This window comes from Cupriavidus taiwanensis (assembly GCF_900250115.1).
In the GTDB taxonomy this organism is placed as follows: domain Bacteria; phylum Pseudomonadota; class Gammaproteobacteria; order Burkholderiales; family Burkholderiaceae; genus Cupriavidus; species Cupriavidus taiwanensis_B.
In genome coordinates this window covers 2,457,016-2,473,165 of the sequence record NZ_LT984804.1, presented here as the reverse complement: position 1 = coordinate 2,473,165, position 16,150 = coordinate 2,457,016, and the positions used below count along the sequence as shown (strand labels likewise).

Below are 16,150 nucleotides of genomic sequence, written 5' to 3'. Positions count from 1 at the left end.
GGGAGCGTTTGCAGGGACACCTTGAGCTTATGGGGGAGCGGGGCGGCGGCCAATTCGCTGGTGGAACAGCCGCCGCGTGGCGATCGGGGGAGGCGCGCGGCGCGGACCTAGTTCCGAAGAACTAGTCCGGCCGGCACGGGGTTTCAGCAGGGCATGGGGGCGTTGCGGCGCGCGTAGTACCACCACGTCACCAGCACGCAGCTGACATAGAAGGCGATAAAGCAATACAGCGCGGCGTCGGGCGCACCGGTCAGCTCCAGCGAGGTGCCGAAGCTCTTGGGGATGAAGAAGCCGCCGTACGCACCGATCGCGCCGGAAAAGCCCAGGACCGCGGCGGACTCCTTGCCGGCTTCCTGCAGCGCCTGGCGTTGCGCGGCGTCGCCCTTGCCCTGCGCGGCGCGCTGGCGCTCGGTCAGGAAGATCACCGGGATCATGCGGAAGGTCGAGCCGTTGCCGATGCCGGTCAGCGCGAACAGTGCGATGAAGGCCGCGAGGAAGTACGTGAAGTCGCCGCCGGCGCCGTCGTGCGGCAGCGCCGCCAGCACCGCGAACACCGCCGCGATCATGCCGATAAAGGTCCACAGCGTGACGCGCGCGCCGCCGAGCTTGTCGGAGATCCAGCCACCCACGGGACGCGTCAGCGCGCCGACCAGCGGCCCCAGGAAGGCATAGGCGGTGGGGTTCACGCCCGGGAACTGCGACTTGGTCAGCAGCGCCAGCCCGGCCGAGAAGCCGATGAACGAGCCGAAGGTGCCCACGTACAGCCAGCACATCAGCCAGTTGTGCTTGCGCTTGAAGATCACGGCCTGTTCCGCGAACGAGGCCTTGGCGTCGGCGATGTCATGCATGCCGAACCACGCCGCCAGCGCCGATACCACGATGAACGGCACCCAGATAAAGCCGGCGTTCTGCAGCCACAGGTCCTGCGTGGCGCCGTTGGCCTGGTATTGCTGCGGCTCGCCGCCGAGCGCGCCGAACACCGCCAGCGATACCACCAGCGGCGTGACGAACTGCACCACCGACACGCCGAGGTTGCCGATGCCGGCATTCAGCCCGGTGGCCAGTCCCTTCTTCGCCTTGGGAAAGAAGAAGCTGATATTGGCCATCGACGAACTGAAGTTGGCGCCGCCCAGGCCGCACAGCAGCGCCAGCACCAGCAGCGTGGGATAGCCCGTGGACGGGTCGCGCAGCGCGAAGCCCATCCCCAGCGCGGGGATCAGCAGCAGCGCGGTGGAGATGGCGGTGAAGCGGCGCCCGCCGAACACCGGCACCAGGAAGGAATAGAAGATGCGCAGCGTGGCGCCCGACAGCGCCGGCAGCGCGGTCAGCCAGAACAACTGGTTCTTGGTGAACTGGAAGCCGGCGCGGTCGAGGTTGACCGCGACCACGCTCCACAGCATCCAGACCACGAACGCCAGCATCAGCGCCGGGATCGAGATCCACAGGTTGCGGTAGGCGATGCGCTCGCCCTCGCTTTGCCAGAATGCCACGTTCTCGGGCTCCCAGCGGGTGAGTACGGATGAGGTCATGATCGGTGTGCCTTGATGAAGAATGCGCGGAGGCGCGCGTGGGTCGGTGCCGCGTCAGGCCGCCTGGGGCAGGCCGACGGCCTGGGCCTTGCGCTGGCGTTCGGCGCGGTGGCTGTAGTGCATCCACACCAGGCTCACGCACACGGTGCCGTACATCAGCATGAAGCAGCTGCTGCGGATGCCGGTCAGGTCGGCCAGCATGCCGAACAGGATCGGCAGCACGAAGCCGCCCAGCCCGCCGGCCAGGCCCACCACACCGGAGACCGCGCCGATGTTGTGGGTGAAGTCGTTGGAGATGAACTTGAACACCGAGGCCTTGCCGATGGCGAAGGCGATGCCGACCACGAACAGCAGGAAGGTGAATACCGTGGGCGTCAGCGCGATGCGGAATCCTTGCGGGCCACTGGTGGTCTGGACGATGAAGTCGGTCTGCGGATAGCTCAGCAGGAAAAAGCCGACCCAGCTCACCCACATCACCCACCAGGTGGTGCGGTGTGCGCCGTAGCGGTCGGAGATCCAGCCGCCGATCGCGCGCAGCACGCCGCCCGGCAGCGAGAAGCAGGCGGCCAGGAAGGCGGCGGTCTTGATGTCGAAGCCGTACTCGCCGATGTAGTACTTGGTCATCCACAGCGACAGGCCGACATAGCCGCCGAACACCACCGAGTAGTACTGCGAGTAGCGCCACACGCGCGGGTCGCGCATCACCGCCAGCTGCTCGCGCCAGCCGACGCTGGACTTGACCATGTGCGCCGGGTTGCTGCGCGAGAACACCCAGAACAGCAGCGCGGTCGCCAGCATCGCCACCGAATACACGCGCGGCACGATGGTCCAGGTGCCGGCCGCCAGGATCAGCGCCGGCGCGACGAACTTGGTCAGCGCTGCCCCCGAGTTGCCGGCGCCGAAGATGCCCATCGCCAGTCCCTGGCGCGAGCGCGGGAACCAGCGCGCCACGTAGGGCGTGCCCACCGAGAACGAGCCGCCCGCCAGGCCGACGAACAGCCCCAGCACCAGCAGCTGCCACAGCGTGGTCGCGTACGAGATCAGCCAGATCGGCACCACGGTGGCCAGCATCAGCACGAAGAACACGATGCGGCCGCCGAAGCGGTCGGTCCACAACCCCAGCGGCACGCGGATCAGCGAGCCGCTCAGCACCGGGGTGGCGGCGAGCAGGCCGAATTCGGTGTCGTTGAGGCCGAGTTGTTGCTTGAGGGGAATGCCGAGGACCGCGAACAGCATCCATACGGCAAAACAGATGGTGAAGGCAAAAGTACTGGACGCCAGTGTCATTGCGGCGCCGGGCGGGATCGGGTCCGGCGCGCGGGGTTGGGTGGCCATGGCCATGCTCCTGTGTCAACTTTGGCGGGGGTGATGCCAGAGTAGGGGCGGGCGCTGGTGCTGCCTATTCGCCGGGAGCACAGCGCGGGCGCGCGCGCCGACTGCCTTTGGAAGTAGTTCTACCGGGGGAGGTCGCCGGCGCGGCGGCGGTGCTATCGTGGGGACCACATGCGGCGCATCGCTTGGCGCCGCCGCGGCGAACCCCGCGCCACGCCCTCATTGTTCTCGCCATGGACACCATTCCCATCCTTCCCGCGCGGCGCACGCCGCCTTCCGGCAACGCCCCGCCAGGGCCGCCGCCACGTGGCTTTGCCCTGTTTGCACTGGGGTTCCGGCCGTTCTACCTGGGCGGCGCGGTGTTTGCCGCGCTGGCAATCGCGGCGTGGTCGGCCATGCTGGCGGGCATGCAGGCGGCCGGCCCGGCACCGGCGCTGGCGGCGATGTTCTGGCACGCGCACGAAATGGTGTTCGGCTTTGCCGCGGCGATCGTGGTGGGATTCCTGTTCACGGCGGGACGTGCCTGGACCGGGCAGCCGACGCCGACCGGCGCGGCGCTGGCCGTGCTGTTCGGGCTGTGGCTGGCCGGACGCGTGGGCCTGTGGGTGGCGCCTGGCACCGTTGCCTTTCCCATCGAAGCCGCCTTCCTGCCGCTGGCGGCGCTGGCCTTTACGCGCACGCTGGTGCGCGGCGGCAACCGCCGCAACTATCCGCTGGCGCTCGCGCTATGGCTGCTGGCGCTGGCCGATATCGCCAGCCTGTGGCTGCAGGCGCGCGGCCACGACGCCGGCGCGATGCTGGCCTGCCGCGCCGGCGTAGCCCTGGTGACGCTGTTCGTGGTGGTGATCGGCGGGCGCGTGATCCCGATGTTCACCACCAACGCGATTCCCGGCTTCCGGCTGCGCCAGAACCGGCAGGTGGACCGCCTGGTGATTCCCGCGGCCGTGCTGGGGCTGGCGGCCGGTCTGCTGCCGCTGCCCGGATGGCTGGCGGCGGCGCTGTCGCTGCTGGCCGCGCTGGTGCTGGGCGCGCGCGTGGCGGGGTGGCGCGGCCATGCGGTCGGCAACCGGCCGATCCTGTGGGTGCTGCACCTGGCCTACGCGTGGCTGCCGCTGGCACTGCTGCTGCAGGCGCTCGGCGCGCTCGGGCTGGTCATGGCCGGGCTGGCGACGCACGCATTCACGGTGGGGGTGCTCGGCGTGGCGATCATCGCCATGATCACCCGCACGGCGCTGGGCCACACCGGCCGCATGCTGGTGGCCGGCCGCGCCGAGACCGCGGCGTACTGGCTGGTGGCCGCGGCGGCGGTGTTGCGGGTGTTCGGGCCGATCGCCTGGCCCGCCGGCTACCTGCATTGGGTATGGGGCGCGGGGGCGTGCTGGGTAGCCGGCTTCGGGCTCTATGCGCTGACGTATGCGCCGCGGCTGATGCGTCCGCGCGTGGACGGCAAGCCGGGCTGACGAGTTCGCGCGGGCGCTCAGGGGCAGGCCTGCGCCATTGGCGCGCGGGCGCGCGCGCCGTGTTCCAGCTTCACGCTCAGCCATGCCACCGCCAGTGCCGCCATCGGCGCCAGTGCCGCGACCCAGGGCAGTGCCGTCAGTCCCGGGCCGTGATCGACCACCACCCCGCCCAGCCACGCGCCCAGGCCGTTGCCCAGGTTGAACGCGGCGATATTGAAGCTCGATGCCAGGTTCTCGCCGGCGCCGCGGGCGTGGCGCAGCACGCGCAGCTGCAGCGGCGACACCGTGGCAAAGGCCGCGACGCCGAGGATGCCGACGAAGGCCGCCACCAGCACCTGGCTGTGGATCGCCAGCGTCATCGCCGCCAGCACCAGTGTCAGCGCCGCCAGCGTACCCAGCACCGCGCGCGTCGGGGCGCGGTCGGCAAGGCGGCCGCCGAGCACGTTGCCGACGATCATGCCGGCGCCGAACAGCAGCAGGATCGGCGATACCGCCGCCTCGCCAAAGCCGGACACGCGCGTCAGCAGCGGCTGCACGTAGGTGATCACGGCGAAGATCCCCATCGACTGCAGCACCGTCATCAACAGCCCCAGCAGCACCTGCGGGCGGCCGATGGTGGCCAGTTCGTCGCGCAGCGCCACGCGCGCGCCGTGGTCCTGGCTCTTCTGCACCAGCAGCGCGATCACCGCGAGCGACAGCAGGCCGACCAGCGTCATGGCCCAGAAGGTCGAGCGCCAGCCCAGGTGCAGGCCCAGCCAGGCGCCGGCGGGCATGCCCAGCAGCGTGGCCAGGGTCAGGCCGGAGAACATCACGGAAATCGCCGAGGCACGGCGGTCCTCCGGCACCAGCCCGGTCGCGACCACGGCGCCGACGCCGAAGAAGGTGCCATGGGTGAGCGAGGTCAGCACGCGCGCGATCATCAGCGTGGTGTAGTCGGGCGCCAGCGCGCAGGCGGCGTTGCCGACGGTATAGATCACCATCAGCGCCAGCAGCACGGCCTTGCGTGGCATGCGGCGCGTCAGCAGCGTCAGCACCGGCGCGCCGGCGAACACGCCCAGGGCGTAGCCGGAGACGAGCATGCCGGCCGCGGCGATGGTCACCTGCAGGTCGGCGGCGACCTGCAGCAGCAGGCCCATGATCACGAATTCGGCGCAGCCGATGCCGAACGAACCGGCGGTCAGCGCGTACAACGCCATCGGCAGCCGGGCCGGTGCGGGAGCGGCGAGGGTGGAGCGAGGGGAAGCCATGGTCGGAAAAGGGCGCAAGGGAGGACGAAGCCCGCAGTCTGGACCTTTTCGGCTTCAGCAAAAACCGGCATGATCTATAATCAGTTTCAATGAAAAATTGATAATCATGGACCGGATCGGCGATATTGGCCTGTTTCTGCGGGTGCTCGACCTGGGCTCGATCAGTGCCGCGGCGCGCAGCCTGGACCTGTCGGTGGCGGTGGCGAGCCAGCGGCTGCAGCGGCTGGAACGCGAACTTGGGGTGCGCCTGTTGCATCGCACCACGCGGCGCCTGCACGCCACCCCGGAGGGCGCGGTGCTGGCCGAGCAGGGACGCGCGCTGGTGGACGACCTCGAGGCGCTGGGGGCGTCGTTGCGGCAGGCCGGCACCGGCATCACCGGCACCTTGCGGGTGACCACGTCGTCGTCGTTCGGGCGGCTTTACGTCTCGCCGCTGCTGCCGGAATTCCTGGGGCAACATCCCGGGGTATCGCTCAGCGTCAACCTGAGCGACCACGTGCTGGACCTGGTCAGCGCGGGCTTCGACCTGGCGATCCGCATCGGCGCGCTCGACGACTCGGCGCTGGTCGCACGCCGGTTGGCCAACAACCGGCGGCTGCTGTGCGCGTCGCCCGACTACCTGCGCCGGCGCGGCACGCCGCGCACGCCGCAGGACCTGGCGCGGCACGATTGCCTGCTGCTGGTGGGCAGCCAGGGACGGCAGGATGTATGGCGGCTGGGCGATGGCGCCGGCGGCGAGATTGCCGTGCGCGTGCGCGGCCGGATCGAGGCCAATACCGGCGAGCTGCTGTCCGACGCGGCGCTGGCCGGCTTCGGCATCGCGCTGCATTCGGCCTGGCATGTCTGCGCCGACCTGCAGGCCGGCCGGCTGGTGCAGGTGCTGCCCGACTACCCGCTGGCGGACACCGGCATCTACGCGGTGATGCCGCAGCGGCGGCTGGTGCCGCCGCGCGTGCGTGCCTTCGTCGATTTCCTGGCCGAGCGCTTCGGCGACAACCCGCCGTGGGAGCAACTCCGCGGCGGGTGAGCCGGCCCTGGCTACGCCGGCGGCTGCGGCGCGGGCACGGCGTGGCGCCGGTAGTCGCCCGGCGTCATGCCGGTCCAGCGGCGGAACGCGCGGAAGAACGAGTTGGCATCGTCGAAGCCGAGCCGGAACGCGATCTCGCCGAGCGACAGCGCGCCCTCGCTCAGGTATTGGCCGGCCAGCTCGCGCCGCGCGTCTTCGCACAGCGTGCGGAAGCTGGTGCCGGCGGCCATCAGCCGGCGCTGCAGCGTGCGCTCGCTGATGTCGAGGTGGCGCGCCACCGCGGCCAGGCTCAGCGCGCGGTCGCCGGCCAGTTGCTGCAGGGCGCTGCGCACATCGCCGAGCGAGGCCGCGGCCGGCCGCAGGTCGCGGCTGGCGGGGGGCGCCGCCGGGCTGGAGCGGTCGCGCGCCATCAGCCGCAGCGCCAGGTCGCGGCGGCCGAACACGATCGCGTCTTCCGGCTCGCCGAAGCGCACCGGGCAGTCGAATGCCTCGGTATAGCGCAGGTGCCAGGCGGGCCGGCCGATGCGCAGCGACACCCGCAGCGGATGCAGCGGCTTGCGCGTAAAGCGCCGGCCGAAGGCCAGCAGCGAGCACAGCTCCATGTCGATGCGCGGGCGGCTGTCGGGCGCCTCGGGATCGTTCGGGCGGATGCAGACCCAGGCTTCGTCGCCCTGGCGGCGCAGTTCGACGCGGTCGCCGGCGAGCAGCTTCTGGTAGCGCGCGATGCGCCGCAAGGCCGTGCCCAGCGACGGGCCGGCCATCGCGGGCAGGCCGGCCAGGCCGAGCAGGTCGGGCGGCATCCGGCTGCCCAGCCACAGCCCGATGGCGGGGTCGCCGGTGGCGTGATAAACGGCCAGCAGCAGGTGGATGGCCTGTTGCGGGTCGGCCGCATGCGCGGCGGGTTGGTGGTCGCAGGGGTCGGAGTCGGCGTCGGATTCCGGGGCAGGCGCGAGTGCCGATACGTCGTAACCGCCTTCACGCAGCGCGTGCAGCAGGTCACGAGGCAACGGCCCGGCCTGGATAGGCTCTTGTTGTGGCATCGTCGTTTTTGGCTGGCAAGGTGGCGCAAATGCGCCCGTGCAGCCCCCGGTACAAAAGAGATTACGCGGTGACGATGCCCCCTTCAAGGGTGCGGGACGGCGGGAAGTGTGTGCCAGGCAGCTTAACGGGCGCTCAGGGACGCCCGCTGGATCCCAGGCGACCGGGGAAGGCCGCGCCGCTGCTGGCTTGGCGGGGTCCTGCAACCCGTTGCTTAAATTTTGGGCAGTCCGGTGCGGTGGCGCACAGAGCGGGGTTTTCGGACATGGCACGGCAGGATATCCACAGATTCTGTGGATATCACGTCGCAGTTTTCAACATGGGTTTGTGCGGCTGCCTGCGGATGTGGGAAGCGGGTATGCTGGGCGGCTCAGGCGGCATGGCGGTTCACCCGCACCTCGGAGGTCAGTGCACGGACCGTTGGCCGCGGTGCGATCGGATCGCATCGATGGCCATCTTGTCCCATCGTGCCGCCAACCCAGGCACTCCTGCCCGGCATCCCGCCATCGCGACTCAACCTGCCCCGCCATGCGCCATGACTGGTCGTTCGCCTTCCCGCCCCGCCTTGCCGTATTGCCGATGCTTGCCGCCGCGGTAGCGGTGTCGGCCTGCGTGGCGCAATACCGTGTGCCCGCCGGCGCGCCGTCCGCCAGCGTGCGGCTGGTGACCAGCACCGATGAAAACACCTCGTTCACCATCGTCGATCCGGCCCGCTGCCCGGATCCGGCCCGGCCGCTGGTGCTGGCGGGAACCGGCAAGCAGTTGTCGGCAATGGGGAGGGAGCGCAGCCTGGACATGGCCGGGCGTTCGCCGGAGCCGCCCGCGCGCACGCGCGAACGGCTGGTCGAGGCGGGCCGGCGCATCTATGTGGCGGTGACTTCGGCGGCCGCGCCGCCGCTGCCCGAGATGCGCTGCGCCGCGGGCGTGTCGTTCGTGCCGGTGGCGGGCGCGCAGTACGAGATCCGCTACCAGCGGGACGAGACCGCCAGCCAGTGTTCGGCGCGGATCTTGCGCCTGCAGCCGCTGGCCGACGGCGGCGTGCGCCTGACGGCCGAGCCGACCCAGCAGGGTTTCAGGGCACTACGGAAGGATTATGTCTGCCAGGCGTTGTGAAACCCGTCCGGCCCCCCGGCTGCGTAACGGATTTGCGGGACAGCAGGCAACCGGATCAGCCCGCTGAAGCTCCGGCGCAGGACTGGCTTACTGCTCGATCAGGAAGCGCTCGGGACGCTTGCCCAGCCAGGCCGGCGCACGGCCGCGGCCGGACCAGGTCTTGCCGGTCTTGGGATCCATGTACTTCGGGGGCAGGGCGGCTGCGGTCTTGCGCGGGCTGCTGCCGGCAGGACGGCCGCGCTTGCGCCGGGGCAGGATGTCTTCCGCGGTCAGGCCATATTCGGTCATCAGTTCGCGGATTTTATCGATCACGCCGGCCACTTCGGTCGCGCGCACTTCATTCAGCTTGGCTTCCAGCGCTTCCTTCTCAGCCAGGAGTTGCTTGTATGTCGCCATTTATATCCCCTTTCTGCAATTAGGCCGCTGCATGGTACTAGAAATTCATGTGACCGAGCACCTGAAAAAATTTTACAAAAAATAACGCAGATTGCACGGACTGATTGTCGGGGAGCTTGTCGGCGTCATTGCCATGCCGAATGCGGAAAGCATTGCCGCCACCATGGCCGCTGCATGGCCCCAGTCATTGATGGTTTTGCGGTGCCTGGTTTCGATTTTGTTTGTCCTCATTCAGGGGCAATCGAAATACCCGCGGCGCCCGCTTTCAGCGCCTAGACTGTTTCTCTGCGCCCCGCGCAGTGCCACCTCACGACTACCGGAGCCCCTATGAGCCAGCAGATCTTTGTCAATTTACCCGTGCGCGACCTGCAAAAGTCGATTGCCTTCTTTACCCAGCTGGGCTTTTCCTTCAATCCGCAATTTACCGACGCTACCGGCACCTGCATGATCGTCGGCGAGAACATTTTCGTGATGCTGCTTACCGAAGCCAAGTTTCGCACCTTCTCGCCCAATGACATCTGCGATGCGCGCAAAGCCACCGAAGTGCTGGTGTGCCTGTCGATGGAAACCCGTGCCCGCGTCGATGAAATGATCAATGCCGCGGTGATGGCGGGCGGCAATACCTACAAGCCGCCAATCGACCTGGGCTTCATGTATGGGCATGGCTTCCAGGACCTGGATGGCCATGTCTGGGAACTGGCCTATATGGATATGGCGGCGTTGCAGGCGCCGCAGTGAAGGTGCCGTCGCCGCAGGCAGAATGCCACGTGCCTGCCGCGGCAGCGCCCAAAAAAAACAGCCCGGGAAAGCAGGAAGCCCGGGCTTGAAATCCACCTGGATCGCAGTGGAGGAGACATCTGGTTGTCAGCGTCCCGGCATCATCCGGGACGCGCTCATGCAGGGTGGCGTCAGATCGCCCAGCCGCCGGCGTAGAACGCCGCCAGCACCACCGCGATCGCCACGGTGCCGAGATTGAGCTTGCGCCATTCGCCGGCCACGATGCGACCCACCACCAGGGTGCAGAAGCCGAGCATGATGCCGGTGACGATATTGCAGGTCAGCACGATGAACACGGCGCAGACCAGGCCGGCCAGCGCATCGACCAGGTCATCCATGTGCAGGCGGCTGACGCTCGACAGCATCAGCAGGCCCACATACATCAGCGCGGGCGCGGTGGCGTAGGACGGGACCAGCGCGGCCAGCGGCGAGAAGAACATCACCGCCACGAACAGCAGGCCCACCACCACCGCGGTCAGGCCGGTCTTGGCGCCGGCGGCGACGCCAACGGTCGACTCGATATAGGCCGCGGCCGGGGCGCCGCCGAACAGGCCCGAGAAGATCGAGCTGACCGAGTCCGCGGTCAGCGCGCGCCCGCCGTTGTGGATATGGCCGGCGGCATTGAGCTGCCCGGCCTGCCCGGCGACGGCGCGGATGGTGCCGGTGGCGTCGAACACCGCGGTCATCACCAGTGCCAGCACGCTCGGCAGCACGGCGGCGCTCAGCGCGCCGCGCACGTCCATGGCGCCGATCAGCGACTCATGGCCCGGTGCGCTCAGCGACGGCAGCGCGAACACGCCGGTGAACTTCACCGCCGGATCGAAGGCAAGACCCAGCGCCGAGATGGCGATGATCACCAGCAGGATGCCGCCCGGCACCTTGCGGCGTTCGAGCCCGAAGATCGCGGCCAGGCCCAGCACCGACATCACCACCGGGAACGAGGTGATCTTGCCCAGCGCTACCGGCAGGCCGGCATGCGCGTTCTTGACCACCAGTCCGACTTCATTCGAGGCGATCAGCAGCAGGAACAAACCGATGCCGATGCCGGTGCCATGGGCAACGCCGGCAGGCAGGTTGCGCAGGATCCAGGAACGCACGCCAGTGACCGAGATCGCGGTAAAGATCAGGCCCATCAGGAACACCGCGCCGAGCGCGACCGCCGGCGACAGGCCCTGACCCAGCACCAGGCCAAAAGCCATGAACGCGGTCAGCGAGATGGCGCAGCCGATGGCGATCGGCAGCCTGGCCCACAGGCCCATCAGCAGCGAGCCGAAGGCCGTGGTCAGGCACACCGCGACAAAGACCGCGCTGGTGTCGAAGCCGGCCTTGCCCAGCATGCCCGGCACGACGAAGACGGCGTAGACCATCGCCATGAAGGTGGTGACCCCGGCCACCACTTCCTGGCGCTGGGTGCTGCCGCGCGCGGTGATCTCGAAGAATGCGTCGAGCCGGCCTTTGACTTCCGGGACATGGGGGGCGTGGGGGCGTGCGGGATCGGCCTCCGCCGCGGGCGACGGATAGGGTTGTTCGATCATGATGAGCTGTCTCCTTGCGGGCGCTGCAACGTCCGTCGTGGCGGAACGTCGTCAGGCGGTCTCACGTGTTTCTGTTCTGGGCTGGAGGCGGAAATCCTGGCCAACCCCGCTGTTATCGGTGTGCCGCTTGTCGGTGCCTTCTGTGGGCGTGATCCGGGCAAGGCTGAAGGCTAGGTGAGGCGGCGCCAGCCATCATCACCGGCACTCAATGCGCGGCATGTGCGACGGAGAATATCGGATGTGATGCCTGGGTATCTCATGGGGCTAACGCCGCTCCAGGTGGCGTTTGCGGCGTCTGTCGTTATCAGGCGATGCATATACGGCCTATAGGGAATGACCCGGATACCTGGCGATCGACTTCTCTATACTAGGGATAACCCTGAATCGTCTCGAGATCCCGGCCGAACCCGGGCCGGAAGTGCTTCACGAGACACCAAACCTGTTCTCCCACCGCAAAGGAACAATCGCCATGCAAGCACTCGCCGACACCCTTTATCGCCAGCCCGCCCAGTCCAAGGCTGCCAGGCCGGCCGCAGCCGAGCCGGCGCGCGATGTCGCCGATTACGCCCGCATCGGCGGCGGCCAGTCGCTGGCCGCGCGCGTGCGTGCCTACTTTGCGCAGGGCTGGTCGTTGTACGTCGCCAATGCCCGCGAGGCCGCGCCGATCCGCTGGCTGTAAGCGCTACGCGCTGCGTCAGTACATGCCGGTGCGGGCCATGAACGCATCCAGCGTCCAGCCGCGCCCGAGCAGCAGCATCCGCGTATGCAAGCCCTCGCGCGTAGCGGCATCGACCGCATCGCCGAGCCACGTCAGCGTCTTGCCGCGCAAATCCACAAAGCCCATGGCGTAGTCGGGGGCCAGGGCCTGCCATAGCGCGTGGGCGCCGGCCGACTGTCGCGCGCCGCTCAGCAGGCATAGCCCGCCGTCCAGCGCCCAGCGATAGAGCGCCCGCGCCAGGCCGCGGCGCTGGTAAGCGGGTGCAAACTTGCTATGCGGCGCCCGCACCCAGGAATCGGCCCGGCGGCCGACCTCGATCAGCCGGTTGAACACGGTATAGCCGGCCAGCCGGCGCTGCATCACGTCTTCCACATATACGTAGTACTCGCCGTCGGCCTCGCGGTAGCGCAGGCGCAGGCCTGGCGCGCCCGCCGGCAGGGCGGGCATGGCATGAAGACGGTCGCCCGGCCGGGCCATGCGGCCGTGCAGGGCGTCGAGTTCGCGCTCGATCTCGGCGGGCGCCAGTTCAACGTCGATGCGCAGTTCGAGCGCGCGCGGCAGCGCCGGCGCCGGCAGGCGCAGGGCATGGAAATTCGCCATGGCAGTTTCCCACCCACTCAGGAATTGAGGATCAGGTAGAGGGCGGCGAGCGCCACCATGGCGCAAAAGGTGTGGCGGTAGAGCGGTGACATGTCTGGCTTTCTCCTGGCTGCATGATCGAGCGGTGCCGGATGGCATCCGCGACATGGGCCGTGCGGGAAAGCTCAGGGCTGGAGGGTGGCGCCCCGAACTGCCCGCACGGCCAGGAAAAGCACGGCGCGGCGGACCTGGCTGCAGGCGGGGAAGTGCCTGGCCAGGTCAAGGGCAAGGCCCGGCTGCGCGGCGCGCACGCGCACGCCTGCCGCCGGCCGGGCCGGGCGGTTCAGGGTGGCGAGACGGGCGGAGCAAGGCATGGAGGGGCGGGCGCAAACGCTTGAAGAACATTGCTTATGCCACACTTCATCGGCAATGTCCAGCCAAAGTGCCGGCTTCCGCGATGAACTCCGTTCTACTCCGTGCGCTCCGGGGGAGCCGCACAGAGGCTGGTCGGGGCCGTCGTCATCGTTCATTGTGAACACTGTCTACATGTACTAGACTCGGAAACACCGTTCACCCGGCCTTCTTGCAGGAGCCAAGATGACGACTTCCCCCATGCCTGAAACGGATACCGGCCCGGTCCGCCTGCTGGTGGCCACCACCAAGGGCGCCTGGTTCCTGACCAGCGACGCCGCGCGCCGCAGCTGGCGGATCGACGGCCCGACCTTCCTCGGCCATACCGTCCACCATATCGTGCAGGACCCGCGCGAGCCGTCGCGGCTGCTGATGGCGGCCCGCACCGGCCACCTGGGCCCGACCGTGTTCCGCTCCACCGACGGCGGCCGCGAGTGGACCGAGGCGGCGCGCCCGCCCGCCTTCGACAAGGTGCCGGAGGGCGAGACCGGCCGCGTCGTCGACCACGTGTTCTGGCTCACTCCCGGCCATGCCAGCGAGCCCGGCACGTGGTACGCCGGCACCTCGCCGCAGGGCCTGTTCCGCAGTGCCGACCATGGCGCCACCTGGGAGCCGGTGCGCGGCTTCAACGACCATCCGATGTGGCGCGCCTGGACCGGCGGCGAGCAGGACGGCACCCCCGACGGGCCCAAGCTGCATTCCGTGCTGGTCGATCCGCGCGATGCGCGCCACCTGTATATCGGCATGTCCAGCGGCGGCGTGTTCGAGAGCACCGACGCCGGCGCCGACTGGAAGCCGCTGAACCGCGGCAGCATCGCCAACTTCCTGCCCGATCCCAACCCGGAATACGGCCAGGACCCGCACTGCGTGCTGCAGCATCCCGCCGACCCCGACATCCTGTACCAGCAGAACCATTGCGGCATCTACCGGATGGACCGCCGCGAAGGCGTGTGGAAACGGATCGGCGAGGCCATGCCGGCCGAAGTCGGCGACATCGGCTTCCCGATCGTGGCGCACCGCCGCGACCCGCGCACGGTATGGGTGTTTCCGATGGACGGCAGCGATGTGTGGCCGCGCGTCAGCCCGGGCGGCCGGCCCGCGGCCTATGTCACGCGCGATGGCGGCGAGACCTGGCAGCGCCAGGACCGCGGCCTGCCGGCCGAACAGGGCTGGTTCACGGTCAAGCGGCAGGCCATGGCCACCGACGGCCATGCGCCGGTGGGCGTGTACTTCGGCACTACCGGCGGCGAACTGTGGGCCAGCGCGGACGAAGGCGAAGCCTGGCAATGCATCGCCCGCAACCTGCCGCAGATCTACGCGGTCAGCGTGGCGCGTCCGGCCTGAGCGCCGCCTTCGCCGGAGGACTTTCCATGCAGGTCCGTATCGCGACGCCGCTGTTCTCCTATACCGGACAGCGCGAATATGTCGAGGCCCGTGGCGCCAGCATTGCGGAGCTGCTCGACGACCTCGAGCGCCAGTTTCCCGGCATGCGTTTTCGCATCGTCGACGAACAGGGCAAGCTGCGGCCGTATATCCGCGTCTTCGTCAACCGCAGCCAGCTGATGCGGCTCGATGCGCCGCTGCAGGAGACCGACGAGGTCCATATCCTGCAGGCTCTGGCCGGGGGCTAGCCCCCGGCCGCGGTGCCGCTCAACTCCCCCTGCCCCCGGCCGATATCCAGTCATGAACCCTGCCGTGCGCCATCCGCCGCGGCCGCGGGCAGATGACAACGATGGCGGCAACACACCACACGCACGGCACGGGAGCGACGCATGAGCAGTTCCATGAGGGACATCGACGAACGGACTAACCTCACCAACAACAACCAGTTCGAGCTGCTGCTGTTCCGGCTCGGCGAGGCCGAACATTCCGGCCAGTCGGAGTTGTTCGGCATCAACGTCTTCAAGGTGCGCGAAATCCTGGTGATGCCGCCGGTGACGACCGTGGTCGGTGCCGACCCGTCGATCCTCGGTATGGCGGACATCCGCGGCCAGGTGATCCCGGTGATCGACCTGCCGCGGCTGGTCGGCTGCAAGCCGCGCGGCGGCCTGGGCATCCTGCTGGTGACCGAATACGCCCGCTCGACCCAGGGCTTCGCGGTCGAAGCGGTCGAGGAGATCGTACGGCTGGAATGGAACCAGGTGCATTCGGCCGAGGCCAGCGTGCGCACCGGCCATGTGACCAGCATCGCCAAGCTGGAAGGCGGCGCGGATGGGGCCGGCGGCGGCGCGGAAGCGGCACGCCTGGTGCAGGTACTGGATGTCGAGCAGATCCTGCGCGACGTTCTGCCCACGCGCCAGCCTGACGTGGATCCGGGCGAGGTCGGGCCGCAGCTGCAACTGCGCCCGGGCGCCAGGGTGATCGCCGCCGACGACTCCGCGCTGGCGCGCGGGCTGATCGAGCAGGGCCTGAAGGCGCTGGGCGCGCCGGTGGTGATGACCAAGTCGGGCAAGGAGGCCTGGGAACTGCTGGACCGCATCGCCGCCGAGACCGCCAGCCAGGGCCGCCCGGTCCAGGACGAGGTGGCGCTGGTACTGACCGACCTGGAAATGCCCGAGATGGACGGCTTTACGCTGACCCGCAAGATCAGGGCCGACAGCCGGCTGAAGTCGCTGCCGGTGGTGATTCACTCGTCACTGTCGGGCGAGGCCAGCGAAGAGCATGTGCGCAAGGTTGGCGCCGACGCCTACGTGGCCAAGTTTGTCGCCAAGGAACTGGCCGACACCATCCGCGCGGTGCTGACCCGTTGAGCACGTCGCCACCAGGGGCGGAACGGCAGGCACAAAATGCAAGCATCCGCAACCATTCCCGTACGCCGGTCGGTTGCCTATAAAACGGGCACTCCAGCGGGTTCCAGCGCGGGCGCGCCCTTCACGGTTGTCAAGAGGGGGGATATCCACTGTTCCTGTGGATATTTTTTGTGGACAAGCCGGGGCCGCCGGTGCACTCCCGGCCGGCATCGCGCGATGCCGGCCGGGAAGCCCCGGC

The 16,150-nt window shown here is 68.8% G+C and carries 15 protein-coding genes; 8 read left to right on the top strand and 7 right to left on the bottom strand.

All coding sequences use genetic code 11. The features are described from left to right. Positions 1-143: 143 nt before the first annotated feature. Both CBM2586_RS27675 and CBM2586_RS27670 read right to left on the bottom strand, forming a co-directional pair. On the bottom strand, positions 144-1,529 hold the full coding sequence (locus CBM2586_RS27675) for a NarK family nitrate/nitrite MFS transporter (RefSeq protein ID WP_115691028.1): 1,386 nt from the start codon (positions 1,527-1,529) through the stop codon (positions 144-146). A 54-nt stretch (positions 1,530-1,583) separates the two neighbouring features. After that, positions 1,584-2,864, bottom strand: coding sequence for an MFS transporter (locus CBM2586_RS27670; protein ID WP_115666140.1), 1,281 nt, complete (start codon positions 2,862-2,864; stop codon positions 1,584-1,586). Positions 2,865-3,094: 230 nt separating this feature from the next. Between CBM2586_RS27670 and CBM2586_RS27665 the strand changes: the two genes are divergently transcribed. Next, positions 3,095-4,321 (top strand): NnrS family protein, encoded by a 1,227-nt coding sequence (locus CBM2586_RS27665; protein ID WP_115691026.1) that lies wholly within the window; start codon positions 3,095-3,097, stop codon positions 4,319-4,321. 17 nt (positions 4,322-4,338) lie between these two features. On the opposite strand, the gene CBM2586_RS27660 is transcribed toward CBM2586_RS27665, so the two are convergent. Further along, complete coding sequence (locus CBM2586_RS27660; RefSeq protein WP_115691024.1) at positions 4,339-5,568, bottom strand: MFS transporter; 1,230 nt, start codon at positions 5,566-5,568, stop codon at positions 4,339-4,341. 106 nt (positions 5,569-5,674) lie between these two features. Between CBM2586_RS27660 and CBM2586_RS27655 the strand changes: the two genes are divergently transcribed. Beyond that, complete coding sequence (locus tag CBM2586_RS27655; protein WP_115666143.1) at positions 5,675-6,595, top strand: LysR family transcriptional regulator; 921 nt, start codon at positions 5,675-5,677, stop codon at positions 6,593-6,595. 11 nt (positions 6,596-6,606) lie between these two features. On the opposite strand, the gene CBM2586_RS27650 is transcribed toward CBM2586_RS27655, so the two are convergent. Next, a complete protein-coding gene (locus CBM2586_RS27650; RefSeq protein ID WP_231942681.1) occupies positions 6,607-7,635 on the bottom strand; it encodes an AraC family transcriptional regulator in 1,029 nt (342 codons plus the stop codon). Positions 7,636-8,161: 526 nt separating this feature from the next. On the opposite strand from CBM2586_RS27650, the gene CBM2586_RS27645 reads away from it, so the two are divergent. Next, positions 8,162-8,746, top strand: a complete 585-nt coding sequence (locus CBM2586_RS27645; protein WP_240988041.1) for a hypothetical protein — start codon at positions 8,162-8,164, stop codon at positions 8,744-8,746. A gap of 87 nt (positions 8,747-8,833) precedes the next feature. Here the strand turns inward: CBM2586_RS27645 and CBM2586_RS27640 are convergent, their stop codons facing one another. Continuing rightward, positions 8,834-9,142 carry an H-NS histone family protein gene (locus tag CBM2586_RS27640; RefSeq protein ID WP_018006439.1) on the bottom strand — a complete coding sequence of 103 codons (309 nt, stop codon included), beginning with the start codon at positions 9,140-9,142 and terminating at the stop codon, positions 8,834-8,836. Between the two features lie 327 nt (positions 9,143-9,469). On the opposite strand from CBM2586_RS27640, the gene CBM2586_RS27635 reads away from it, so the two are divergent. Beyond that, the gene (locus CBM2586_RS27635; RefSeq protein ID WP_115691022.1) at positions 9,470-9,880 is read left to right on the top strand and encodes a VOC family protein; all 411 of its coding nucleotides are present in this window, start codon (positions 9,470-9,472) and stop codon (positions 9,878-9,880) included. Positions 9,881-10,050: 170 nt separating this feature from the next. Here the strand turns inward: CBM2586_RS27635 and CBM2586_RS27630 are convergent, their stop codons facing one another. Continuing rightward, the gene (locus CBM2586_RS27630) at positions 10,051-11,454 is read right to left on the bottom strand and encodes an NCS2 family permease (protein WP_115691020.1); all 1,404 of its coding nucleotides are present in this window, start codon (positions 11,452-11,454) and stop codon (positions 10,051-10,053) included. Between the two features lie 469 nt (positions 11,455-11,923). Here CBM2586_RS27630 and CBM2586_RS27625 point away from each other — a divergent pair, with 469 nt between their 5' ends. Continuing rightward, the gene (locus CBM2586_RS27625) at positions 11,924-12,133 is read left to right on the top strand and encodes a hypothetical protein (RefSeq protein WP_115666148.1); all 210 of its coding nucleotides are present in this window, start codon (positions 11,924-11,926) and stop codon (positions 12,131-12,133) included. Between the two features lie 15 nt (positions 12,134-12,148). On the opposite strand, the gene CBM2586_RS27620 is transcribed toward CBM2586_RS27625, so the two are convergent. Then, positions 12,149-12,772, bottom strand: coding sequence for an N-acetyltransferase (locus CBM2586_RS27620; protein WP_115691018.1), 624 nt, complete (start codon positions 12,770-12,772; stop codon positions 12,149-12,151). Between the two features lie 576 nt (positions 12,773-13,348). Here CBM2586_RS27620 and CBM2586_RS27615 point away from each other — a divergent pair. From CBM2586_RS27615 to CBM2586_RS27605, 3 genes are all read left to right on the top strand, one after another. Then, positions 13,349-14,506 (top strand): WD40/YVTN/BNR-like repeat-containing protein, encoded by a 1,158-nt coding sequence (locus CBM2586_RS27615; RefSeq protein ID WP_115666151.1) that lies wholly within the window; start codon positions 13,349-13,351, stop codon positions 14,504-14,506. A gap of 26 nt (positions 14,507-14,532) precedes the next feature. After that, positions 14,533-14,793 carry a MoaD/ThiS family protein gene (locus CBM2586_RS27610; protein WP_115666152.1) on the top strand — a complete coding sequence of 87 codons (261 nt, stop codon included), beginning with the start codon at positions 14,533-14,535 and terminating at the stop codon, positions 14,791-14,793. Positions 14,794-14,934: 141 nt separating this feature from the next. Further along, a complete protein-coding gene (locus CBM2586_RS27605; RefSeq protein ID WP_115666153.1) occupies positions 14,935-15,912 on the top strand; it encodes a chemotaxis protein in 978 nt (325 codons plus the stop codon). The last annotated feature ends 238 nt before the right edge of the window (positions 15,913-16,150 follow it).